Origin of the sequence: Synechococcus sp. CBW1108 (assembly GCF_015840335.1) — a bacterium.
GTDB lineage: Bacteria > Cyanobacteriota > Cyanobacteriia > PCC-6307 > Cyanobiaceae > Cyanobium_A.
On sequence record NZ_CP060395.1, the window covers coordinates 1,723,875 to 1,745,995 of the forward strand.

Annotated in this window: 21 protein-coding genes and 1 tRNA gene; 11 read left to right on the top strand and 11 right to left on the bottom strand. The window is 66.5% G+C overall.

What is annotated here, in order from left to right; translation table 11 throughout:
* Nucleotides 1-60 precede the first annotated feature (60 nt).
* Entirely contained in the window at nt 61-1,542 is a 1,482-nt protein-coding gene (locus H8F27_RS09270; RefSeq protein WP_197147868.1) for a TM0106 family RecB-like putative nuclease, read from the top strand.
* On the opposite strand, the gene H8F27_RS09275 is transcribed toward H8F27_RS09270, so the two are convergent.
* Nucleotides 1,533-2,489: a folate-binding protein YgfZ gene (locus H8F27_RS09275; protein ID WP_197147869.1), complete on the bottom strand. Its 957-nt coding sequence runs from the start codon at nt 2,487-2,489 to the stop codon at nt 1,533-1,535. The two genes, H8F27_RS09270 and H8F27_RS09275, sit on opposite strands and share 10 nt — an antisense overlap.
* Nucleotides 2,486-3,055: an orotate phosphoribosyltransferase gene (gene pyrE / locus H8F27_RS09280; protein ID WP_231596657.1), complete on the bottom strand. Its 570-nt coding sequence runs from the start codon at nt 3,053-3,055 to the stop codon at nt 2,486-2,488. Before pyrE ends, H8F27_RS09275 begins: the two co-directional genes overlap by 4 nt.
* A 117-nt stretch (nt 3,056-3,172) precedes the next feature.
* Between pyrE and H8F27_RS09285 the strand changes: the two genes are divergently transcribed.
* The 4 genes from H8F27_RS09285 to H8F27_RS09300 all read left to right on the top strand — a co-directional run bounded on the left by H8F27_RS09285 (nt 3,173) and on the right by H8F27_RS09300 (nt 6,379).
* Nucleotides 3,173-3,802, top strand: a complete 630-nt coding sequence (locus H8F27_RS09285; RefSeq protein WP_231596168.1) for an Occludin/ELL family protein — start codon at nt 3,173-3,175, stop codon at nt 3,800-3,802.
* Between the two features lie 12 nt (nt 3,803-3,814).
* Nucleotides 3,815-3,887, top strand: a tRNA-Ile gene (locus H8F27_RS09290).
* 139 nt (nt 3,888-4,026) lie between these two features.
* Entirely contained in the window at nt 4,027-5,334 is a 1,308-nt protein-coding gene (locus tag H8F27_RS09295) for a hemolysin family protein (protein ID WP_197153471.1), read from the top strand.
* A 28-nt stretch (nt 5,335-5,362) separates the two neighbouring features.
* Entirely contained in the window at nt 5,363-6,379 is a 1,017-nt protein-coding gene (locus H8F27_RS09300) for a Gfo/Idh/MocA family protein (RefSeq protein WP_197147871.1), read from the top strand.
* Here the strand turns inward: H8F27_RS09300 and H8F27_RS09305 are convergent.
* The gene (locus tag H8F27_RS09305; RefSeq protein ID WP_231596169.1) at nt 6,376-9,657 is read right to left on the bottom strand and encodes a glycoside hydrolase family 15 protein; all 3,282 of its coding nucleotides are present in this window, start codon (nt 9,655-9,657) and stop codon (nt 6,376-6,378) included. The genes H8F27_RS09300 and H8F27_RS09305 overlap by 4 nt on opposite strands.
* Nucleotides 9,658-9,716: 59 nt before the next feature.
* Here H8F27_RS09305 and H8F27_RS09310 point away from each other — a divergent pair, with 59 nt between their 5' ends.
* Complete coding sequence (locus H8F27_RS09310; RefSeq protein ID WP_197147872.1) at nt 9,717-10,442, top strand: WecB/TagA/CpsF family glycosyltransferase; 726 nt, start codon at nt 9,717-9,719, stop codon at nt 10,440-10,442.
* Nucleotides 10,443-10,539: 97 nt separating this feature from the next.
* Here the strand turns inward: H8F27_RS09310 and H8F27_RS09315 are convergent, their stop codons facing one another.
* Nucleotides 10,540-10,683: a photosystem II reaction center protein K gene (locus H8F27_RS09315; protein ID WP_197147873.1), complete on the bottom strand. Its 144-nt coding sequence runs from the start codon at nt 10,681-10,683 to the stop codon at nt 10,540-10,542.
* Nucleotides 10,684-10,712: 29 nt separating this feature from the next.
* Nucleotides 10,713-11,846, bottom strand: coding sequence for a tRNA guanosine(34) transglycosylase Tgt (tgt, locus tag H8F27_RS09320; protein WP_197153473.1), 1,134 nt, complete (start codon nt 11,844-11,846; stop codon nt 10,713-10,715).
* Nucleotides 11,847-11,883: 37 nt separating this feature from the next.
* Here tgt and H8F27_RS09325 point away from each other — a divergent pair, with 37 nt between their 5' ends.
* Nucleotides 11,884-12,651: an adenosylcobinamide-GDP ribazoletransferase gene (locus H8F27_RS09325; protein ID WP_231596170.1), complete on the top strand. Its 768-nt coding sequence runs from the start codon at nt 11,884-11,886 to the stop codon at nt 12,649-12,651.
* Here H8F27_RS09325 and H8F27_RS09330 read toward each other — a convergent pair.
* Complete coding sequence (locus H8F27_RS09330; protein ID WP_197147874.1) at nt 12,620-13,789, bottom strand: sensor histidine kinase KdpD; 1,170 nt, start codon at nt 13,787-13,789, stop codon at nt 12,620-12,622. The genes H8F27_RS09325 and H8F27_RS09330 overlap by 32 nt on opposite strands.
* A 431-nt stretch (nt 13,790-14,220) precedes the next feature.
* Between H8F27_RS09330 and H8F27_RS09335 the strand changes: the two genes are divergently transcribed.
* Nucleotides 14,221-14,592: a DUF3155 domain-containing protein gene (locus H8F27_RS09335; protein ID WP_197147875.1), complete on the top strand. Its 372-nt coding sequence runs from the start codon at nt 14,221-14,223 to the stop codon at nt 14,590-14,592.
* A 10-nt stretch (nt 14,593-14,602) separates the two neighbouring features.
* Here H8F27_RS09335 and H8F27_RS09340 read toward each other — a convergent pair whose 3' ends face one another.
* Nucleotides 14,603-15,241 (bottom strand): alpha/beta hydrolase, encoded by a 639-nt coding sequence (locus tag H8F27_RS09340; RefSeq protein WP_231596171.1) that lies wholly within the window; start codon nt 15,239-15,241, stop codon nt 14,603-14,605.
* A 54-nt stretch (nt 15,242-15,295) separates the two neighbouring features.
* Between H8F27_RS09340 and purH the strand changes: the two genes are divergently transcribed.
* On the top strand, nt 15,296-16,831 hold the full coding sequence (purH, locus tag H8F27_RS09345; protein ID WP_197147876.1) for a bifunctional phosphoribosylaminoimidazolecarboxamide formyltransferase/IMP cyclohydrolase: 1,536 nt from the start codon (nt 15,296-15,298) through the stop codon (nt 16,829-16,831).
* Nucleotides 16,832-16,915: 84 nt separating this feature from the next.
* Nucleotides 16,916-17,380, top strand: coding sequence for a DUF4079 domain-containing protein (locus tag H8F27_RS09350; protein WP_197147877.1), 465 nt, complete (start codon nt 16,916-16,918; stop codon nt 17,378-17,380).
* Between the two features lie 15 nt (nt 17,381-17,395).
* Here H8F27_RS09350 and H8F27_RS09355 read toward each other — a convergent pair whose 3' ends face one another.
* The 3 genes from H8F27_RS09355 to sfsA all read right to left on the bottom strand — a co-directional run bounded on the left by H8F27_RS09355 (nt 17,396) and on the right by sfsA (nt 20,155).
* Nucleotides 17,396-18,025 (bottom strand): DUF1997 domain-containing protein, encoded by a 630-nt coding sequence (locus tag H8F27_RS09355; RefSeq protein ID WP_370594506.1) that lies wholly within the window; start codon nt 18,023-18,025, stop codon nt 17,396-17,398.
* 142 nt (nt 18,026-18,167) lie between these two features.
* Nucleotides 18,168-19,364, bottom strand: a complete 1,197-nt coding sequence (locus H8F27_RS09360) for a 4-hydroxy-3-methylbut-2-enyl diphosphate reductase (protein WP_197147878.1) — start codon at nt 19,362-19,364, stop codon at nt 18,168-18,170.
* A 26-nt stretch (nt 19,365-19,390) separates the two neighbouring features.
* The gene (sfsA, locus tag H8F27_RS09365; RefSeq protein WP_231596172.1) at nt 19,391-20,155 is read right to left on the bottom strand and encodes a DNA/RNA nuclease SfsA; all 765 of its coding nucleotides are present in this window, start codon (nt 20,153-20,155) and stop codon (nt 19,391-19,393) included.
* Between the two features lie 76 nt (nt 20,156-20,231).
* Here sfsA and murJ point away from each other — a divergent pair, with 76 nt between their 5' ends.
* A complete protein-coding gene (gene murJ / locus H8F27_RS09370; protein ID WP_197147880.1) occupies nt 20,232-21,857 on the top strand; it encodes a murein biosynthesis integral membrane protein MurJ in 1,626 nt (541 codons plus the stop codon).
* Here murJ and H8F27_RS09375 read toward each other — a convergent pair.
* The gene (locus H8F27_RS09375) at nt 21,854-22,114 is read right to left on the bottom strand and encodes a cytochrome-c oxidase (protein WP_197147881.1); all 261 of its coding nucleotides are present in this window, start codon (nt 22,112-22,114) and stop codon (nt 21,854-21,856) included. The genes murJ and H8F27_RS09375 overlap by 4 nt on opposite strands.
* Nucleotides 22,115-22,121 lie beyond the last annotated feature (7 nt).

Consider the following 22,121-nt stretch of genomic DNA (forward strand, 5'->3'; position numbering starts at 1 on the left):
CCGAGCTCAGCTGATTCTGCTGTGCCGCCCGCTCCTCAGCACTAGCGTCTCTACGAGTGGATGCCCCCCTTGACTGCGCCCCTCCCCGCCGACCAGCCCCTTACCGACCGCCTGCTGCGCAGCTGGCTGCGCTGCCGGCGCCGCGCCTGGCTGGATCGATTTGGCGTGGCTGGTGAGCGCCGCTGGAATGCCCACCGCGCCCTGGCCCTGAGTGACCAGCTACGCAGCTTTCAGACCCTGCTGGCAAATAGGCCGGGCCATGGAGAGGTGGCCTGTGCCGCTGGAGCCCCAGGGGTGGTGGGCTTGCGCCTGCGCGGGCATGACCCCCAGGGGCGGCGGCTGGAGGCCCACCCCGCCCTGCTGGAGCGCATTGCCGGCACCAGCCGTTGGGGGGATTTCGCCTATCGGCCGGTACTGGCCCGGCAGGGCTACCGCTTGACCCGGGAGGCCCGGCTGGTGCTGGCCCTCTGGGGCCGCCTTTTGGCAGAGCACCAGCAGGCTCCGGTGCCCCATGGCCTGGTGTTGGCGGGGGCGGGGCGGGCCCTGCAGCAGGAGCGCCTGGCCCTGGGCGGTGGCCTCCAGCATCAGCTCGATGAGAGCCTGCAGCGTCTCGCCGCAGATCTGGCCGAGGCCACACCGCCTCCCTTGGTGAACGACCGCAAGAAGTGCACCCTCTGCAGTTGGCGCGGCCCTTGCGACCGGGAGGCTGCGGCGATGGGGCACCTCAGCGAGGTCAGCGGTATTGGCGGTAAACGGCGGGAGATGTTGCTGGAGCGGGGGGTGACCAACCTGCCGGATTTGGCATCCCGGAACCCGGAGCAATTGGCCGAGGAATTGGCCGTCTATGGGGAGCAGCATCGTGAGATCGCCGCTGAATTGGTTGCCCAGGCCCGGGTGCAGGCCACGGGCATTCCCCAGCGGCTGGGGGCTGGCCCGGTGCTGCCTGAGCTGGCCCAGGCCCCCGGGGTGCTGCTCTATGACATCGAATCGGACCCTGATGCCCGCGACGATTTCCTGCACGGGTTTCTGGTGCTGGAGGCCGATGGTGGGGGGGGATGGAAGGAGCAGAGTTGGCGCTACCAGCCGCTCCTGGCCCTGCAGGAGCATGGCGAGCAGCGCCTCTGGCAGCGGCTGAAGCGATTTTTGGATCGCTATCCAGACTGGCCCGTGCTGCACTACGGCGAAACCGAAGTGATCGGCCTGGTGCGGCTGGCCCAGCGCCAGGGAGCCAGCGAGGTTGAACTGCAGCGGTTGCGAAGCCGGATGCTGGATGTGCATGCGCGCCTGCGCAGCCACTGGCGCCTGCCGGTGAGCAGCTATGGGCTCAAGGCTGTGGCCGGTTGGCTGGGCTTCACCTGGAGCCAGAAGGGGGTGGATGGGGCCCGCTGCCTGCTCTGGTGGCGCCAGTGGCGCCAGTGGCATCGTGGTGTGGATGGCCGCGGCCGGGCCAGTCGCCAGCAGTTGCAGCGGATCTTCCTTTACAACCGCGACGACAGCCTGGCCACCTGGGCAGTGGTGCGCTGGCTGCTGGCTCAGACCTGACGCCCGGCCCCGGCCGGGGGATCCACCCAGGCTGGGGGGAGCGAGAGCTGCAGGATCGGCCCGTTGGGCTCGTGGCCCAGCCGTAACTCGTTGCGCTCTAGGAACTGGCGCCGCACCAGGGCCAGGCCGATCCAAAGGCCCCCAGCCAAGGCCAACGCTGATGTGATTTGACCAGCCCGGCTGCCCGAATCGTCATCCAGGCCGAACAGCGGTGCCCCCGGGGCAGGCCCACCCGTCCCCTCCGAGCTGCTCCCGTACCAGCGCCTGAGCTGCTGTTTGACCCCGTCATAGGTGCTCAGTTTGGCCAGGGTTTCCTGGCCCACGTAGCAACCTTTGCTGAGGCTGACCCGGTCCGCCAGCCCCAGCTCAAACGGGTTGGTGGAGTCGTTGATTTCCCAGGGCCAATCGGCCAGGCCCTGCTGGATCCGCCAGCGCTCCTGGTCCTGCGGGGAGAGAGGCGGCAGATCCGCCAGCCAGGGGGGCAGTTCCCCATCCGCCGGGATCACCAGCTGCTCGCTCAGCAGCCAGCCAGCTCTGCCATTTTCCATGGCCAGCCAACGGCCCGCGGGGCTTTGGGGCCATTGATCCGGCCTCCTCTCGCCCAGGGGCGTGACCATCCGGGCTGGCATCACGGGCCCAAGATGAACCTGATCGGCGGGAAAGAGCACCCGATCCAGGGCCTGCCAGATGCTGGCTGGATCCCCACGGCTGATCAGCAGCCAGGCTCCAGCGTCATCGAGGAGTACCTCGGCGAGGCCCCGCAGGCGTCCGATGGCGGTGATGCAGCAGGTGGGGATCCAGCTGCCGGCTGGGCAGCCGTCGATGGCGGCGCTGGTCTGGCCGTGCAGAAACCGGTGGGTGTCCGGCCCGTCCAGCCTGATCAGGCTGGCGGCTTGCTCGATCCGGCGAGGGCCTGCGGCTTGCCAGTCCCAGGGGCTTGGCTTCATGACGACGCCAGTTCTGCGGCCAGTTCTGCGGCCAAAGCTGCCACCTCCGCCAGCAGGAACAGGCTGCGCATTTCCAGGCCTGCGGCCTGCATCGCCTCCTGGCCCCCTTCCTGGCGATCCACGATCGTCACCACCCTTTCGACCCGGTAGCCCGCCTCCCGCAGCTGCTGCACAGCCTTCAGGGCGGATCCACCGGTGGTGACGACGTCTTCCAGCACGGTGATGGGGCTGCCAGGTGCCGGTAGGGGGCCTTCCAGCCAGGCCCCGGTGCCATGGCCCTTCGCCTCCTTGCGCACGATCAGGGCATCCAGGGCGCGCCCCCCCAGGGCGGCGGCCATGGCCACGGCGCTTACCAGCGGATCGGCGCCGAGGGTCAGGCCTGCCACCGCCTTGGCTTCCGGCTCCACCTGCTCCAGCAGCAGGGCCCCCAGCAGGGCCAGGCCGCTGCCGCTGAGGCTGACAGGCTTGCAATTCACGTAATGGTGACTGGTGCGTCCCGATGCCAGGGTGAAGTTGCCGTGGCGATAGGCCTTGGTGGCCAGAAGCGGCAACAGCGCCATCCGCATCTCTGCGGGGGGAAGGGTGATGGCGGGGGAAAGGGTCGACAAGGCCTGGTTCAATCGAGATGGGTTGTCTAGTTTGCGGCCACCGACCCCCCGCCAGCAGAAGGGCCCATTGGATCCATGGCAAATACCAACTTGTTCAGCGCCATCCTCTTAAGTGCCACCCGGCTCAAGGGCTCCCTGCTCCTGGCAGGCGCCCTGCTAGCTCCCCTGCTAAGTCACTCCCTGCTAGGTGAATCTGTCTGGGCTGGTCCGGTGGTGTGCACCACCACGCTCGAGCCCCCCCTGCTAATCGGCGCGCGCAGCGGGGTTGGGGCGTCGGCAGGGGAGTTAGGAGTGGCCTCTGGGCCGGTTGAGGTCACCCGCTGCGGCCAGGTGCAGACCCCCCCTGCACTCATGGAAAAGCGCTTTTACAGCTTCAGGGCGCCCTATGCCCCCGGGGTGAGCCTCACCAATCAGATCACCGACCTCTTCGGCATTGCCCTGGGGGGAGTTGATGGCACCAGGGTGATGGGCCTGGGTTTTCCTGATCAAGCCATCGTCTGGGATGGCACCGCGGTGGAAAACACCTATCGGGTGCTCCTTGAGCAACAAAGTGGGCCGATGCCCTGGCGCACCGTCGATGTGCCCAACGGTTACTCAGGCAGCCTTGGATCAGCTGGCCCAACCCAGCTAGGCAAGACCCAGCCCGGTGGCGGCTGGCAAGATGGGGGAGCGAGCTATCGGACCCCGGTTCGGGGTCTTTGGTAGCCCCGGATGGATGGGGGTCTAGCAATCTGGTGAATGCAGCGAACTCATAATTCGCCTTAGCCGAGTTCGATCCTCGGGACCCCCACTCACTATTCCCCATCCTCTAATGACGATTGACTATTGAATATTTCCTATTTCATAGTTGCTATTTCTAAGAATCTACCGATCGATCCGCAGCTCCTAACCTTGCCCCAGTGCTGGCTTCCAGGGTGGGTCTTGCCGTGATTCAACTCCTGGCTCTGGTGATTCTTTTGGCCCTGCTGGCTTTTTTTGCCGCTGGGGAATTCGCCCTGATTCGCCTCAGACCAAGTCGGGTGCGCCAGCTGCAGGAAGGGGGCGAGGCCGGGGTCCTGGCCGTTGCCAAATTGCAGAGCCGGCTGCGGCGGGTGCTGGTGGCCACCCAGTTGGGAGCGGCCCTCTCCCTGGTGGCGCTGGGTTGGGCCGGACGGGGCCTGGCCGAACAGCTGGGGGCGGCATGGGCGGGGCGGGGCGCCCTCGGCTCGGTTCCCCAGGGGTGGCTGGATGCTGTTGTATTTCTGCTCCTGGTGCTGTTCGCCACGGTTTTTGGGGGGGTATTGCCCAAGGCCTGGGTGCTCCATCGCCCGGAAGTCTCTGCCCTGCGGCTGGCGCCGCTGCTGGATTCGGTGATTCGCAGCCTGATGCCCCTGCTTTCCCTGGTGGAGCGCTTCAGCGCCGGGCTGCTGCGCTTGTTGGGGCTACCGCGCAACTGGGATGAACTTGTGCCCGTGCTCTCCGCCGGTGAACTCGAAACCCTGATTGAAACCGGCAGCGTCACAGGGCTGATGCCCGATGAACGCAGCATTCTTGAAGGGGTGTTTTCCCTGCGGGACACGTTGGTGCGGGAGGTGATGGTGCCCCGCTCTGGCATGGTCACTCTGCCTGTGGATGTCAGCTTCGCTGAGTTGATGCGGGAGGTGCACGACACTGCCCACGCCCGCTTTCCGGTGATTGGCAGCTCCCTCGACGATGTGCGGGGCATGTTGGATCTGCGCCGCCTGGCCGATCCGATCGCCAGGGGGCTGCTCACAGCCGAAACGCCTTTGGCTCCCTACATCACCCCGGTGGCTCGGGTGCAGGAGAGCACTCCCCTAGCCGAGTTGCTACCCCTGATCCGCAGTGGTCAGCCCCTGCTGGTGGTGGTGGATGAGCATGGAGGCACGGAGGGCCTGGTCACGGTGGCAGATCTCACCAGCGAGATCGTCGGTGACGAGGACGACTCGCTCGAGTCAGCCCAGGACCTCCAGCAACTCGCCGAGGGCTGCTGGTCTGTGGCCGGGGATCTCGAGATCTTTGAGCTCAACAGGCAATTGTCCCTGCAGTTGCCTGAAGCGGATGGACACCACACGCTGGCGGGTTTTCTCCTGGAACGGCTCCAGCACATCCCGGCTCCCGGGGAGGGTCTGCGCTGGAAGGGGCATCAGTTTTTGGTACTGGCCATGGATGGCCCGCGGATTGAACGGGTGCAGATCGAGCGTCCGGTGGTGGATTCCCCCGCCGCCGAGGAGAATTAAGCCACCTGGGCGGCTCCCTGCACCGATAATGCCCCCAGTCGAGAGCCTTGCCTTGATCCCTGTGCGCGTGGGTGTCATCGGCATCGGCAACATGGGCTGGCACCATGCCCGGGTTCTCAGCCTGATCAAGGACGCCCAGCTGGTGGGTGTGGCCGATCCGGATGGGGCCCGCGGCCAGCTGGCCAACCAGCAGTTTCGCTGCCGTTGGTTTCCGGACTATGGAGAAATGCTGGCCGAGGTGGATGCGGTGTGCATCGCTGTGCCCACCCTGTTGCACCACCGGGTAGGCCTGGCCTGCCTCAAAGCAGGGGTGCATGTGCTGATTGAGAAACCGATCGCCGCCAGTCAGCAGGAGGCCCTCGAACTCATCCAAGCCGCCGACCAGGCGGGCCGCCTGCTCCAGGTGGGGCATATCGAGCGCTTCAATCCGGCCTTCCGGGAGTTGGTCAAGGTGGTGGCCAATGAGGAGGTAGTGGTGCTGGAAGCCCGCCGCCACAGCCCTAACCCCGACCGGGCCAACGACGTGTCGGTGGTGCTCGACCTGATGATCCATGACATCGACCTGGTGTTGGAGTTGGCCGGTGCCCCCGTGATCCGCTTGGCCGCAGCCGGGGGGCGCACGGCCGCCGGACCGATCGACTACGTCAACGCCACGCTGGCCTTTGCCAATGGAGTAGTGGCCAGCCTGACGGCCAGCAAGATGGCCCACCGCAAGATTCGCAGCCTCAGTGCCCACTGCCGCGGCAGCCTGGTGGAAACCGACTTCCTCAACCGCACCCTGCACATCCACCGCCGGGCCCATGAATCGGTCAGCGCCGACCACGGTGAACTGGTATTTCGCTCCGATGGCCTGATCGAGGAGGTGAGCACCACCTCAATCGAGCCTCTCTACGCCGAGCTGGAGCATTTTCTTGAGTGCGTGCGCGGCGTTGAGGTACCCCAGGTGGATGGTTTACAGGCATCGAGGGCCCTGCAGCTTGCCGACTTGATTGAGCAGTGCGTTGAACAGCCCAACTTGTGCATGAGCCTGGGGGAGCCGATCTAAGCGAGGGTGCCTTCGGCGAGTTGGCGCAGGGCCTCCAGTTGCCAGCGGCGGCAGTCCGCCGGTGAGGAGAGGTAGAACCCATCCCAGGCGTCCGCCTTGTGCTGGCCATACTGCTCTGGCGCGATCGTGGGGTGCCGTTGTTGCCAGCCCACCCGCACGGCGTGACCGATAACTACGTCCAGCACGAGGTCATTGGCGAAGACCACCGCTGGGTTAGCCCCCACGAAGGCGATCAGGGTGATCAGGGTTTCGGTGCAGAGCTGGCGGTAGTCCGGGGCTTCGATCTTGCTCAGCAGGTGATCTACGAGGGCGGCGAAGTTGTGTTCCCCCGGGGTCTTTTCGCTCAGCAGAGGAGCGCTGTCGAGCCGGTTGCGCTTCTCGAGTTTGTCGCCGATGACGATGCCGCTGCAGTGGTGCAGCAGGTCCCAGATGCCGGGGTAGAAATCGCGAGGCACCCTGCCCAGGGCGCCGAGGCGCAGGCGGTGCTGCAGCCAGCAGCCCCCCCTGGGCAGCTCAGCCTGGGGAGCGGGCACGGCCCAGCGCACCCGCCCGCTCACATTCAGTTGCTCCTTGCGTTGCAGGGCTGCCTTGGCGTGCTCCAGGTCGGCGAGCACGGCCCGCAACCGGCGCTGGATGGCATGGGGAGGCTGGTCGCAGAGGGCTTCAAAGGCGTCGCTCGGGCTGAGATCGGCTTCGGTGGCCAGTTCCCCGGTGAGCAGCAGCAGCAGCTGACCCAGCTGCAGGGTGAGGCTGCCGCTGAGCAGGTCAGGTTCGCGGCGGGCCAGGCCATCGAGGGCCAGCAGCAGTTCCTGCTGCAGCATCCACTCCCGGCCGTCCTCGCCGCTGAACCGCTTGATCAACCCGGCGATCCTGGCGCTGCCCTGGGGTGCGCTGATCCGGGAATCGCTGGTGTAGTTCCGCCCCACCACCACCTGCTTCTGGCGCACCAGCAGGTCGATGAGGGCATCCTCCAACTGGGGATGCACCAGGTCGAGGGACCCAGCGACCCGTCGCACCACGTTCCAGTCGGCTTCGGTCAGGGCGCGGCGGTAGACCTCCTCGAGTAGATCCCGCAGTCGAACGGGCTGGCTGCCGGCGGGCCCCTGCAGGCGGGAATCGGGCCCCAGCCGCCGCACCAGCTGCTCCAGCACCTCCCCCTGTTCCTCCAGGGACGCACTGCGCCAGAGCCGCTCTGCCAGTTCGCCGATGCTGATGTCGTCGCGCTCGATCTCCTGCTCCTCCCGGGCGGAGAGGGGGGCCTCCCTGGTGCTGGCCCGTAGGGGGATGGGTGCCGGAGGCTCCGGCTTGGATCCCGAGCTGGCCTGGGGCGGCAGGGCGACCCAGCTGCCCTGCTCCACCAGCTCAGCCAAGGGGGCCAACTGCACGGGCACGCCGTCCAGCAGGCCCGCCTGCAGGTCGCGTCCCAGCCGCAGAAAGGCCTCGGGGTTGGCCTGGAAGGCCCCCGGCGCGACCGGCACCAGCAGCAGCGGTGAGCCGCTGCCCCGCCAGTGGCGCTGTAGCAGGCGCAGTTCAGCCCGCACGCTGTCGACCAGCTGTTCGGGGTCGTCGGCCAGATAAAAGGTGTCCTCCTCCAGTACGGCCGGCAGAAAGGCGTGCTGGCTGTCGCCCTGGCTGCCGACTTGGCGGTAAAGGCGGGCTGTGGCCATGGTCTCCATTCGCACCCGGGGATGGCCAGTGAGCCCCAGCCTGGGGTTGGCTCCCACCTGGACCAGCCGCTGGGCCAGGGCTCGGGAGCTGCCGATTTGCACGGGGCCAGGGTTGGCGCTGTCCTGGGCTACGGGCAGACCCGCGGCCTGCAGGGCCGCGGCGATTGCGGCATTGCCTGGCACCAGGGCGACGAGCACCTGCTGGGCGCCGAGGGGGCTGGGCCGACGGCGTCCGATCGGATCCAGGTCGTCCGGGGTGATCAGTCCATGCAGGAGCAGGTCGGAGAGCCAGGTGAGGCTCTGGGTCCACAGCAGGGGCACGTTGGGATTGGCCACCCGGCGCTGGCTGCCTGGCTGGCGCCGTTCGGCCTCGATCGCCTCCGCGGGCACCAGGTAGAGCTCGGGCAGCAGCGCACCCCCCTCCTGGTCGAGGCTTACCGCCGCCAGGCGCTGGCGCCACTGGCGAGCTTCCTGCCAACGCTCCTCGCAACAGGCGGTGATCAGCTCGTAGGCCCAGAACAGGGGCCACTCGCACTCCAGGTGCTCGAACTCGGCCAGTTCCTCCCGCTCGTAGTGCAGGCGGGTGTGGTCTTCGACCACGGTCTGGTGGCCGTCGCGGCGAAAGCGCTTGTAGCCGTAGGTGCCCCCCAGTTCCGTTCGGATCTTGGCCAGGGTGCGCTGGCGGAGCTGGGGATCTTCCACGGCCCAGGCTGGATAGCCAATCACCGAGAGGCAGGCGCTGTCCACCTCCTTGCTGGCCGACTCCCGCGGCAGCAGGCTCCGCAGGGCGCGACGCAGCCGAACGATCGCGTCGTGGGGGATCACCAGACAGCAGCTGTTATCGCCGTGGGGGCCGAACAGGTCGAGGCCCTCCAGGGATTCGAGGGCGGCCTTCACCAGGCCGATCGAGCTGGCGTTGCGCTCGGGTTGGCCGTGGTTGCCCTTGTCACCCCGCTCCCAGATGCCGTAGTCGGCGATGCGGTAGGCGCGGGCCACGTAGTACACGAGGTTTTGCACGAAGTCGCACTCGTGGCTGCTCTGCAGCACCACCAGCCCCGAGCGGGTCAGCTGGGCCAGCTGCAGCAGGAACAGGGCAGTGGCGTCGAGCTGGAGATGGCCCCAGCCGTCGTCGGCAACCACCGGGCCTCCGGTGGCCGTGTCGAACTTGGCGTGGATGGCATGCAGCCGGTGCAGGCTGTGCTTAAACCGCTCCACCTTCGGCGCCTGGCGCAGCATGGCGTTGAGCAGGCCGCGCATCAGTTGCAGCACCCGGGCTTCCAGCTCGTACACCCGCCGGCTTGGTCCCCGCAGCCGCCGATGGGCGAGGGCCAGCCCCCAGACGCATTGGATTGAGTAGACGCAGTCGCGCACCCAGGCATCGCCGTAGTTGCCGTGCACGGTGTGGGCCGTGCTGGCGGGCAGCAGGCCGGTGATCGGATGCTGGCGGGCCAGCACCACCCGATCGATCTGGCCATCGAGATCCTGCAGCACCGCCCAGGCCTGGTCAGGATGGGTGGCATCCAGCCCTGACTCGTTGGTCGAACCGGTGGTTTCGAGCGAACCAGTCATCGGCAGGGATTGCGGCAGGGATTGCGGCAGGGATTGGGCCATGGATGTCCCAGTGCCAGTGGCAAGCCAGCCATAGATTCTCCTCTCCCACCGCACCCCTGATGGCAGCAACGGCACCCGAATCTGTCCGCACCGGCGTCCTAGGGGTTCCGGTAGATGTCTCCCCCGATGTGTTCCAGGCCGCTCTGGCCCTCCATGCTGGCGGCGGCGGCCAGATCGTCACCTTGAACGCAGAAATGACGATGGCGGCTCGGGTGGACCCGGAGCTCGGCTCAGCCATCGCCGCAGCAGATTTGGTGATCCCCGATGGGGCCGGCGTGGTGTGGGCCCTTGGGCTGCAGGGGTACCGGGTGCGCCGCAGCCCCGGCATCGAGCTTGCCCGGGAGCTGTTGGTGCATGCGGCCTCCAAGGGCTGGCGGGTTGCCCTGGTGGGGGCCTCGCCGGCGGTGATGGAGCAGCTCACGACTCGGCTGGGCCAGGAGTTGCCCGGGCTGAAGTTCGTACTCACCGCCCACGGATACCAGAGGGAGGAAGCCTGGCCAGGCTTGGAACAGCAGCTCGTTGGGGCCAGACCAGACCTGGTGCTGGTGGCCCTCGGGATCCCCCGGCAGGAAACCTGGATTCAGCGGCTGCCCGGCCGGCGGGGCGGCATCTGGATGGGGGTGGGCGGCAGCTTTGACGTTTGGGCTGGGGTTAAAAAAAGAGCCCCCAGCTGGATGGGCGCTCTGCAGATCGAATGGTTGTACAGGCTGATTCAGGAGCCCAGTCGCTGGCGCCGAATGCTGGCCCTGCCAGAATTTGCCTGGGCAGTGTTGCGGCAGGGATAAATCTCAGCTGCGCGCTTTTGGCGTGGTTCCTGTGGATGAGGCAAGCTGATGACTCAAGCCAGGGATGACGCACCCGCCCTGGCGAAAGCCCACTGGTTCAGCGAAACCCCACAGAAGCCTGCCACACGAAGGCCAGCAGCAGGAAAAACAGGGGAATAATCGGCAGGATGTCCACCAGGGGCCCAAAGGCCTGGTAGGCCTCAGGCAGCTGGGCCATGGTCTGCAGGGCGTAGACGGCCATCCCGAAAATCACTGAGCTAGAGGCGGAAGCTACCACGTGTGGGCGGCTGGAGAGTTGGCTTCCCAGGGAGTGAAATCTTCTGCAAAACAGCCCTCTTCGATGGCCCGAGCCATGGCGCTGCTGAAGCGCACCAGCTGGGTGATGTTGTGCAAGCTCAGCAGGATCTTGCCCAGCAGTTCTTCGCTTTTGATCAGGTGGTGCAGGTAGGCCCGGCTGTGCTGGCGACAGGCCGGGCAGGGGCAGCTCCGGTCGAGGGGGCTGTGGTCATGGCGGAAGCAGGCGTTCTTGAGATTCCAGCGCTCGCCGCCGACCAGGGCCGCCCCATGCCGGCCCAATCTGGTGGGAATCACACAATCAAACAGATCGAAGCCGTGGGCCACGGCAATGGCCATTTCCCTCAAGGTGCCAACTCCCATCAAGTAATGGGGTTTCGCTTCGGGCAGCAGGGCCCCCACCTGACGCACGATGCGATGCATCTCCTCGGTGGGCTCGCCCACGCTCACGCCGCCCACGGCGATTCCCGGCAAGTTCATGGAGGCCACCACCCGGGCCGACTCCTGGCGCAGGTGGGGGAAGCAGCCCCCCTGCACGATGCCGAACAGGGCCTGGTTGGGGGCGGTGTGGCTGGAGATGCAGCGCTCCAGCCAGCTGTGGGTGCGGCGAGTGGCAGTGGCCACCTCCGCCTCACTGGCTGGATAGGGGGGGCACTGGTCGAAAGCCATGGCCACATCGGCTCCCAACAGCTCCTGGATCGCCATTGCCCGCTCGGGCGTCAGCTCTATGCGGGCGCCGTCGCGGGGAGAGCGGAACACCACCCCCTCGTCGTTGATCGTGTTGATCTGGTCCAGGCTGAAAACCTGGAAACCGCCCGAATCGGTGAGCATGGGCCCGTACCAGCCCATGAAGCGGTGTAGACCGCCGGCATCGGCCACGATCTGCTCACCCGGCTGGAGGTGCAGGTGAAACGTGTTGGAGAGCACCATCTGGGCCCCGGTGCCCCGGAGCTGGTCGGTGGTGATGCCCTTGACAGTGGCCAGGGTGCCCACCGGCATGAAGCGGGGGGTTGTGACCTCGCCGTGGGGGGTGTGGAAGCAGCCGCAGCGGGCGCGGGTGCGCGGGCAGCGGGCCGTGATCTGGAAGGAGAAGGGGGGTGGGAAGCTGATTAGGCCGAATACTTGCTGTTCAGACGCTAGGTGTCGCTTGCCGAAGCTCTTGCCCGCCCTGGCTCCAGGTTGGCTGGCCGACCTGGCCGGGGCCTGGGTTTTTTATTCCGTGTTGCCGGCTTGGCCCTGGATAACGCCGCGCTTTGAGCGCATCGCCCGTTTCGGCCCGCTGATCGGCTTGGTGATTGGCGGCCTGCAGGGGTTTTTCTGGTGGCTGACGGCCGGCTGGCTGCCGCTTGGCGCCCAGGTGGCCCTGGCGCTGGCCCTGGCCCTCCTGCTCACCGGGGGCCTCCATCTCGATGGGGCCATGGATACGGCCGATGGTCTGGGGGCCGGCCCCAGGGCCCTGGAGGCCATGGCGGACAGTCGGGTCGGGGCCTTCGGTGTGCAGGCCCTGGCTTTGCTGCTGCTGCTGCGGGCCGCAGCCCTGCTCTGCCTGGCGGGGGCAGCTCCGCTGGCCCTGGTGTGGGCGGCTTTCTGGGGCCGCATGGCCCCCCTTGTGGCTATGCACGGCTTCCCCTACCTGCGGGAGCAGGGCAGCGCCGGTTTTCATCGCCAGCACTGGCGGGGGTTGGGGGCGGAACTTGTGCCGGCGCTGGTGGTCCTGCTGGTGGCCCTGCTGGGCTGGGTCTGGGCGGCCTGGCCCCTGCCTGATGGCTGGGGGCTGGTGCCGGCCCTGTTGGTGCCCCTCTGGCTGGGGAGGCGGCTCGGTGGGCACAGCGGCGACAGCTACGGCGCCAGCGTGGAGTGGGCCGAGACCCTGGCACTGCTGCTCAGTGGTTTGGGGCTGAGGCTGGCAGCCTGAGGCAGAACGCATTGCCCTGGTCGGGCAGCTCCGGGGCGATTGCGGCCGGCGGCAGCACCAGGCTTAGCTCGCCACCAAGGTTGCGGGCCAGGTCCCTGGCCAGGGCCAGGCCCAGCCCCGTGCCTGCGCAGGTCTGACCCTGACGGCCCCGAAAACCCCGCTCGAAGATCGCCTCCCGTTCCGCCACGGCGATCGGTTCGCCGGCGTCCCACACCGTCAGCTGCCAGGGGCCCTGGGGGAGGGGCTGGCAGAGCGGTTTGCAGGGCGGTTGGCAGTGGAGCCCGATGGCTGTTCCTGGCGGGCTGTAGCGGAAAGCGTTCTCGAGCAGGTTGGCCAGGATTTCCGCCACGGCGCCGCTGTCTCCGCGCCAACTGGGCATGCAGGCCGGAGGGTGCCAGGGCCGTCCCTGTAGGGACGCGGTGGCGGCCGACCGCTGCAGCAGGGGCTCGAGCCACTCCCGCAACGGTTCGCCTTCGGGCCCGATCAGGGCGGGCGGCAGCAAAAGCAGGGGCTGGGCGGTCTCGCCCGAGACCGTCGGGGTGTCCGGGGAGCCCAGTCGGCTGAGGGCATCGATGTAGCGGTTGAGCTGGCGCTCCTCCGCCAGCAAGCCCTCGACCAGCGGCCGGTTCTGGCCGTCCTGGTCGAGGCGGCGCAGGAGGAGTTGGCCAAAGGTGCGAAGCGCAGCCAGGGGGTTGCGCAACTGGTGCAACAGGACGTTGAGCTCGGCCTCCTGCCGTCTGAGGGTCTGCTGCAGTTGCTGTTGTTCCAGATCCAGGCAGAGGGCTTCGGTCAGGCAGAGGGCAACTGCCTGCAGTCGCTGGCCGAGGCCTTCAGGCCAGGGCACCGAAAGGGTTTCCACCTGGATGGCTCCGAGCAGCACGTTCTGGTGGCGCAGCGGCAGCCAGCGGCGTTTTTCGGCCGGGGCCCGCAAGGTGCTGTTTGCTTCCACGGCCGGCAGGATGCGGCTGGTGATGGGCCATTGGCCAATGGGCACCAGGCTTGGCCCCCTGCTATTGCCAGGCTCGGCGCCAGTACCTGGCTCAGTCACGTAGACAACTACGGAGTGCACATCACTCCTGTCGGCAAATTGGGCCAACTGAAAGCTCAGCAGGGCTGAAAAGCGCTTTGAGACTTGCATTTGGGGCCCCAACCGCCGACTTGCTGCTCAGAAATGGCAGAAAGCGGTGAAAACAGTAAAAATAGTCTTAAGATCAAGAGGTCGACCAAGGCGACGCGGTCCGCATGCGGGCAGCGGCTCAACGTTGCGACGCCCTCACCCCCAGTTGCGGTTTCCAGCAATTGAGGCTACAGCAGAGGAAGATTCGACTTCTCGCCGATCCGTTCTCCCTGTTGTCCCCTTCCCGAATGGGCGGGTTGGGGAGTCATTGACCTCCGGGCCAGCTGATCCTTGTGGACAACTGAACGTTTGGGCGACGCCCCACTTCCGGCTATCCGGTTTGAGGGGCTTGCTGAGTCACGGACCCTGCGCATGTCTTGCGTTCCCATGGTCCCTTCCCAACCCTCGGGTTTCTTTTTGTCCCCTCAATCCTCCCCAGCGGGAGCAGTTCAATGTCCAAGAAGCGCAAGCGGATCAGCCGTCGCCGGCTCGCAGGCCAGCGGGTGCTGGCGCACGTTCCCACTTTCAAGCTGGAGACTGGCTCCCACAAGCCGGTCACCGCGGCCCGTCGCTACATCGCTGAGGAGCTGCTGGAGCCGCCTGCGATCCTCAATGTGCGCCGCAATGAACACACCACCGATCGCTTCTTCTGGGGCGAAAAGGGCCTGTTTAGTGCCCAGTACGCCGAGGAGAATCACTTCCTGTTCCCCTCCCTGCGCACCATTGTCGATCGCATCGGCGAAGAGGTGTTGTTTGAAGGCATCGAAGCCCTCGCTGCCGATGACTGGGAGGAGATGGAGGAGTACGAATACGCCTTCGTCTGAGCCTGGCTATTCAGCCAGACCACTGCTCCCCTAGGTAATCCCGCAGGGCTGGAAACAGGCTGCTGTCGATGGTGTGACCACCGGCAAAGCTGATCAGGTCGGCGTCTATGCCGCTCCTGCCGAGTTGCTCCTGCAGCATTTCACTGGCCCCATAGGGCACCACCGGATCCTGCTCTCCATGGGTTAGCAGGATTTTTTTCATGGCCTGAGCACCGGGTTGCCAGTTGGGATGGGGGTAGCCGCTGCAGCTGATCAGGCCGGCCAGGGGCAGGCCGTTACCTGTCGTGGCCACATCCAGGGCCATCGCGGCGCCCTGGGAAAAGCCCAGCAGCACTGTCTGCCCTAGGGGCACCTCGGTGGCCAGGTCTTCCAGCCGGGTGCGCAGGCTGGTCCGGGCCGCTGGTAGCTGGGGCCAGTTGGGCTCTTCCAGGTCATACCACTGGCGCCCTTGACCGCTGGGATGGCCCAGGGGTGCCCGCAACGCCACCACGCTCACTGCCGGACCGACCAGCAGGTCGGCCAGGTCGAGCAGGTCATCGGCATCGGCCCCCCAGCCGTGCAGCAGCACCAGCCGCTGCTCGCTGAGATCAGGGCCGCGTCGGATCACTCCGGCGTCGGGAGCGCCAGTTGCTTTGTTGTCAGGGGTCACGATTGGGTCGCTGCTGCTGCTTAGGTTGGCTCCCGAACCCGCTCTCCGGCAGCCATGGCCCCCACGGCCCTTCTCAGCGTGTCCAACAAGGAGGGATTGGTGCCCCTGGCCCAGGGTTTGGTCGGGGCTGGCTACCAGCTGATTTCCAGCGGCGGCACGGCTGCGGCCCTGCAGGCAGCCGGGCTGCCGGTCACCAAGGTGGCAGATCACACCCAGGCCCCGGAGATCCTGGGCGGTCGGGTCAAGACCCTCCACCCCCGCATTCACGGCGGCATCCTGGCCCGTCGCGCTGAAGCCAGCCATCAGGCGGATCTGGTGGCCCAGGGCATCGTTCCGATTGACGTGGTTGTGGTGAACCTCTACCCCTTCCGCGAAACGGTTGCCGATCCGGCAGTGGGATTCGATACCGCCATTGAAAACATTGACATAGGTGGGCCGGCGATGCTGCGGGCGGCCGCCAAGAACCATGCTGACGTGGTGGTGCTGACCAGCCCCAACCAGTACGACGCTTTCCTTGAGGCCCTTGCCAGCTCAGCGCTGAGCCTGGAGCTAAGGCGCCGCCTGGCCTTGGAGGCCTTCCAGCACACCGCCAGCTACGACGCCGCGATCAGCGCCTGGCTGGCTGGCCGTCTGGGGGAGGAGTTGCCGCTGCGATTGGAGCTGCCAGCTCGCCAAAGCCTGCGCTACGGCGAAAATCCCCACCAGCAGGCCCGCTGGTACAGCGAGCCCAAGGCGGGCTGGGGGGCCGCCGAGCAACTCCAGGGCAAGGAGCTCAGTTACAACAATCTGATCGATCTAGATGCGGCCCTGGCCACCGTTCGGGAGTTTGGCTATGGCCCCGCTGCCGAGCCGGCGGCCGTGGTGGTCAAGCACACCAACCCCTGCGGGGTGGCCACCGGCAGCGACGCGGCGGCGGCCCTTACCCGGGCGCTGGATGCCGATCGCCTTTCGGCCTTCGGCGGCATCGTGGCCCTCAACAATCCGGTAGATCTGGCGGCGGCGGAGCTGCTCAGCAGCCTGTTTTTAGAGTGTGTGGTGGCACCTGGTTTTGATGGCCCGGCTCGGGACCGGCTGGCTGCCAGGGCCAATCTGCGCTTGTTGGAGCTGGCGCCCGAGGCAATTCCGCAAGCATCCCGCCGCCACTTGCGCTCCTTACTGGGTGGGGTGCTGGAGCAGGAGCTCGATGACCAACCGGTGCAGGAGAGTGGCTGGCAGGTGGTGAGCGAGCGCCAGCCCAGCCCCCAGGAACTGGTCGATCTGCGCTTTGCCTGGAAGCTGGTGCGCCACGTGCGCTCCAATGCAATCACCGTGGCCAAGGGTGGCCAGAGCCTTGGAATCGGCGCTGGGCAGATGAACCGGGTGGGCTCAGCTCGCCTGGCCCTGGAAGCCGCTGGTGACCGGGCCCAGGGCGCTGTGCTCGCCAGCGATGGTTTCTTCCCCTTTGATGACACGGTGCGGCTGGCGGCTGGCCAGGGAATTACGGCGCTGATTCAGCCCGGTGGCAGCATGAGGGATGGCGATTCGATCGCCGCCTGCAACGCCCTGGGCGTGGCGATGGTGATGACGGGTCATCGTCATTTTCTCCACTGATACCCCCTGGCGGGCGGCGTGAGTTGTAACTTCGCTCGATCGGTCTTTGCCGCTGCGGTTCCCGCCAGTTCTCCCTTCCCCACCATGCCCGAAGCGCTCGCCTACAACCTCAATTTTTTTCATCCCCTGCTTATGGGAGGACTGCTGGCCCTCTCCGGCTACGGCATGTTTCTTGGCATCAAAGCGAAAAAAACCCGCACTGCGGACGCGGCGGACCGCAAGGAGCTGATCAAGGGGCAGTTCGCCAAGCGCCATTTTCAGATCGGCAGCCTGATCCTGGTGTTGATGGTGCTGGGCACCTTTGGCGGCATGGCAGTCACCTATCTCAATAACGGCAAATTGTTTGTCGGCCCCCACCTGTTGGTGGGCATTGGCATGACCTGCCTGATTGCCCTGGCGGTGTCACTCGCGCCATTGATGCAGCAGGGCAACCTGATTGCCCGCAAGGCCCACGTGGGCCTGAACATGGCGATGATGACCCTCTTTTTGTGGCAAGCCGTGAGTGGTTTGCAGATTCTGGCCAAGATCTGGGAGAAGCGGCCCGCCTGAGCCTGAGAGACCCCCTTAGAACTGGGACTGGCGCCTAGGGGGACACTCGAGCCCCTGGCTCGAGTGGAAGTCTTCCTGCACCTTCCAGGTGAGCTTGCGGGACACCTGGCGCACGATTTGCCTGAGCAGGTGGTCGCCGCTCGACTGCACCAGGCCTTCGGGCAGCAGGGTGATCACCCCTGGCAGGCGGATCCAGACACTCAGGTCCAGTTGCCAGCGCACCAGGGTGAGGGGGCCGGTCTCTTCGACCCGCAGAGAGGCGTTGAAGTCAACGTCGTAGAGACCCTCCAGATTGGGGTCACCGCCCAGGTTGGGCACCGTGAGGATGCGGTAGAGCCCCTGGTCTTGGGGGAGAAGCTGGAGACCGATCGTGGGCTCCACCTCGAAGCCGAAGTTGCCAAAGGTGCCGAGGGTCAGGGTGTAACCATGAGTGCCAATGGCCTCAACGGTCATCGGCGCGGCGCAGCGACGAAACCAGCTCCCATGGTCATCGAGGTAGTCGGAGACAAGTCTTGCGCTGCCGCGCATTTCCATCACATCGGCAAAGGCGCTGGCATAGCGGCGCACCTGGGGATCATCGCTGTAGCGCAGCTGCGAGCCACCGGATGCGGTGGGGTCCTGGTCCAGCGATGCGGTCGACAGCAGCAAAGACAACAGTGGCAACTCCAGGTGGTGGGACTGGTGGGGCAGGGGCCTCTTTCTTTAATCAATGTAAAGGCGATTCGGGGTCCCTCGCCCGAGGCTTTGACATCCAGACGGCAAAGGTGCGTATCTGGTGACGATCGGCTCAGGTCTGGCAGAGATCGATCAGCCGCTTGATCACGTCTTCGACCACCCGGTCTGGGGTGGAGGCTCCAGAGGTGATCCCCACTCGGATCGGACCCTCCGGTAGGAAGGGCTCCTCCAGCTCCAGCGCGCCGCCGAGGGGCATGTGCTCAATGCGATTGCCCGGGCCGATGCGCTCGGGGGTGTCGATGTGGAAGGAGCGGATGCCGCGGCTGACGGCGATTTCCTGCAGGTGGGTGGTGTTGGAGGAGTTGTAGCCGCCGATCACCACCATCAGATCGAGGGGTTCATCCACCAGGGTGAAGATGGCGTCCTGGCGTTCCTGGGTGGCGTCGCAGATTGTGTTGAACGCCAGGAAGTGCTCATTCAGCTCGATGGGCCCGAAGCGCTGCAATAGCGTGCGCTCGAACATCCGGCCGATTTCCTCGGTTTCGCTTTTGAGCATGGTGGTCTGGTTGGCCACGCCAAGCCGGAGCAGATCTCGATCGGGATCGAAGCCCGGCGAACAGGCCTTGGCGAAGCGGGCCATGAAGGCCGTCCGGTCGCCATTGCCCAGGATGTAGTCGCACACCAGCTGGGCCTCGGCGAGGTCGAGCACCACCAGGTAGGTGCCGGCGAAGGAGCTGGTGGCCAGGGTCTCCTCGTGCTTCACCTTGCCGTGAATGATCGAGGTGAAGGAGTGCTTCTTGTGTTTCTCCACCGTGTTCCACACCTTGGAAACCCAGGGGCAGGTGGTGTCAACGATGTGGCAGCCCCGTTCGTTGAGCAGCTGCATCTCCTGCACGGTGGCGCCGAAGGCCGGCAGGATCACCACATCGCCGCCTGCCACCTCGGAGAAGTCCTTAACGCCCTGATCCACCTGGATGAATTTCACATCCATTTGGCGCAGGTGGTCGTTCACCGAGGGGTTGTGGATGATTTCGTTGGTGATCCAGAGCCGCTCGGTGGGGAAGTGGCGGCGCGTTTCGTAGGCCATGGCCACGGCGCGCTCAACGCCCCAGCAAAAGCCGAAGGCTTCGGCCAGGCGCACGGTGAGCCTGCCCTGCTGAAGGGTGTGGCCAGTCTCACGCAGCTTGGCAATCAGATCACTTTGGTAGGCCTGCTCGAGGTTGCCTGCCACCTCATCCCCCAGGCCAAAACCGCGGCGGTTGTATCGCTCCGAGTGGTGCAGCGAGCGCTTGAAGGCACGGGTATCCACAACAGTCGCCGCTTGGGGTGTCAACTCTATGGGCCTTCGGCGGGCCCCCGTTGCTCCACCCTGGCCAGTCCCTGCCAGCTCACCTCGGTGGCCGAGAAGCTGTAGCGGCAGGCAAGCACCTCCACGCCTGCCGCCAGAGCCTGGCGGAACAGCTCGCCATAGCGCGGGTCGGCCGCATCGCCCGGTGCGAAGCGGCTCACATCAGAGCGGCTCAGGCAGGGCACCAATACGGCGCGGGCTTCCGGCAACAGGGTCATCAGTTCCACCAGGTGTTTCTGGCCCCGCTCGGTCACCGTGTCAGGAAAGAGGGCCAGCTCGCCGGCGGTCCAGGTGGTGTTCTTGACCTCGAGGTAAATCGGTCTGGGATCGGCGGCCCCTGCCGCCGGGGTCAGCAGCAGGTCGATGCGGCTGCGCCGGTCCAGGCCGTAGGGCACCTCGGCCCGGATGGCGCCGATGGGGCCGAGCCAGGGTTCCAGGCAGCCAGCCTCAATCGTGGCCCTCACCAGGTGGTTGGGCAGGGCCGTGTTGATGCCCACCCAGATGGGGGCTCCCTCGGCGCCCTGCACTTCGGCCTGCTCCCAGGTCCAGGCCAGCTTGCGGCTGGGGGAGGGGGCATGGCGCAGTCGCACCCGCCCGCCGGGGTGCAGCACGCCGGTCATCGGTCCGGTGTTGGGACAGTGGGCTGTCACCAGCGCGCCGTCATCCAATTCCACATCGGCCAGGAAGCGCTTGTAGCGCCGCACCAGGGTGCCTTCCACCAGCGGACCAAGGCTGAGCACGGGGGTGGCCATGGCGGGCGCGGCTGGGTTGGGTGGGAGTGAGCCAGCCATACTGCCGCTCAACTCCCAGGGCTCCTGGCCCCACCGGATGGCACAGTCCCTCAGGCGCATTGCCCTGGTCGTGGCGGTTGCCACGGCCCTCAGCAAGGTGGCCGGGCTGGTGCGCCAGCAGGTCATTGCCGCCGCCTTCGGTGTGGGTGCGGCCTACGACGCCTACAACTACGCCTATGTGCTGCCGGGCTTTCTGCTGATCCTGCTGGGGGGCATCAACGGCCCTTTCCACAGCGCCATGGTGAGTGTTCTGGCCCGGCGGCCCCGCGCCGAGGGCGCCCACGTGCTGGCGGCGATGAACACCCTGGTGGGGGCGGGCCTGATCGGGGTCACGGTGCTGCTGCTGGTGTTCGCAGATCCCCTGATCAGCCTGGTGGGGCCTGGCCTCGATGCCACCCGCCACGACATCGCCGTGCTGCAGCTGCGCTGGATGGCGCCGATGGCCCTGTTCGCCGGCCTGATCGGCCTGGGCTTTGGTGCCCTCAATGCCGCCGATGAGTTTTGGTTGCCTTCGGTGAGCCCGTTGCTCTCGAGCGTGGCCGTGATCGCCGGTATCGCCGTGCTCTGGTGGCAGCTCGGCCCAGCGATCACCCTGCCCACCACGGCGGTGCTCGGTGGGGTGGTGCTGGCCGGCTCCACCACCCTCGGCGCGGTGTTGCAGTGGCTGATCCAGCTGCCGGCCCTGGCCCGTCAGGGGCTGAATCGCTTCCAGCTGGTATGGGATTGGCAGGACCCGGGCGTGCGCGAGGTGCTCCAGGTGATGGGGCCCGCCACCCTCTCCTCGGGGATGCTGCAGATCAATGTGTTTGTCTCCCTCTTCTTCGCTTCGGGCATTCCGGCGGCGGCGGCGGGACTGGGCTACGCCAACCTGCTGGTGCAGACGCCCCTGGGGCTGCTCTCCAATGCCCTACTGGTGCCGCTCTTGCCGGTCTACGCCCGGCTCACTGCTCCGCAAGATCGGCCTGAGCTGATTGGCCGCATTCGTCAGGGGCTGATGCTCTCCAACGCCAGCATGTTGCCGCTCGGGGCCCTGATGGTGGGCCTAGCCCTGCCGATTGTGGCGCTGATCTACGAGCGGGGGGCCTTCGATGCCGGCGCAGCTGCGCTGGTCGGCACCCTGTTGATGGCCTACGGCATCGGCATGCCGGCCTACCTGGCTCGTGACGTGCTGGTGCGCGTCTTCTATGCCCTGGGTGACGGGGTCACCCCCTTTCGTTGGTCGCTGGCTGGGATCGGTCTGAATGCGATTTTCTGTTGGGCCTTTGTCGGTGGGCCCGTGCCCACGGGGGTGCAGCTGCTGCCGAACCTCTACTGCGGAGCTGCTGGCCTGGTGCTGGCCACGGTGGCGGTCAACCTGATCACCTGTGTGGGCTTGCTGCTGGCCCTGCAGGGCCGGCTGGGGGGCCTGCCGCTGCGCCTCTGGCTGCGGGACACCCTGCTGCTGTTTGGAGCTGCCGTGCTGGCCGGCTTGGCGGCCTGGGGAATCGCCTTGGGCGTGGCGTGGCCCACGGGGCTTTGGGGGCGCTTGCTGGAGTGCGGCTTTGCCGGTGGCGTGGGGGTGCTGGTGTACGGCCTGGTGGCCAGCCTGGCTGGGGTTCCGGAAGTGACCGCAGGCATCGCCCAGCTGCGGGGGCGGTTGCCCCGCTTCAGCGCCAGGCGCTAATCGCTCAGATTCACATCGCGCACATCCCTCACCTGCACGGGGATCTCCAGGTGTGAGCGACCCACCATCTGGGGGCCGTCCACCGAGAAGATCCGGGCCTCGATCCCAAATTCCTTGAAGGCGGTTTCCAGCTCCTGGATCAGGGCCTTTTCCACCTGGGCCTCCGCATCCACCACCTTGCCGATCAGGCGTCCGCCAAGGCGACCCATGCGTTTGCGCACCACGTCGCGGGCGTTGGTGACCTCAATGACCAGCACAGCCCGC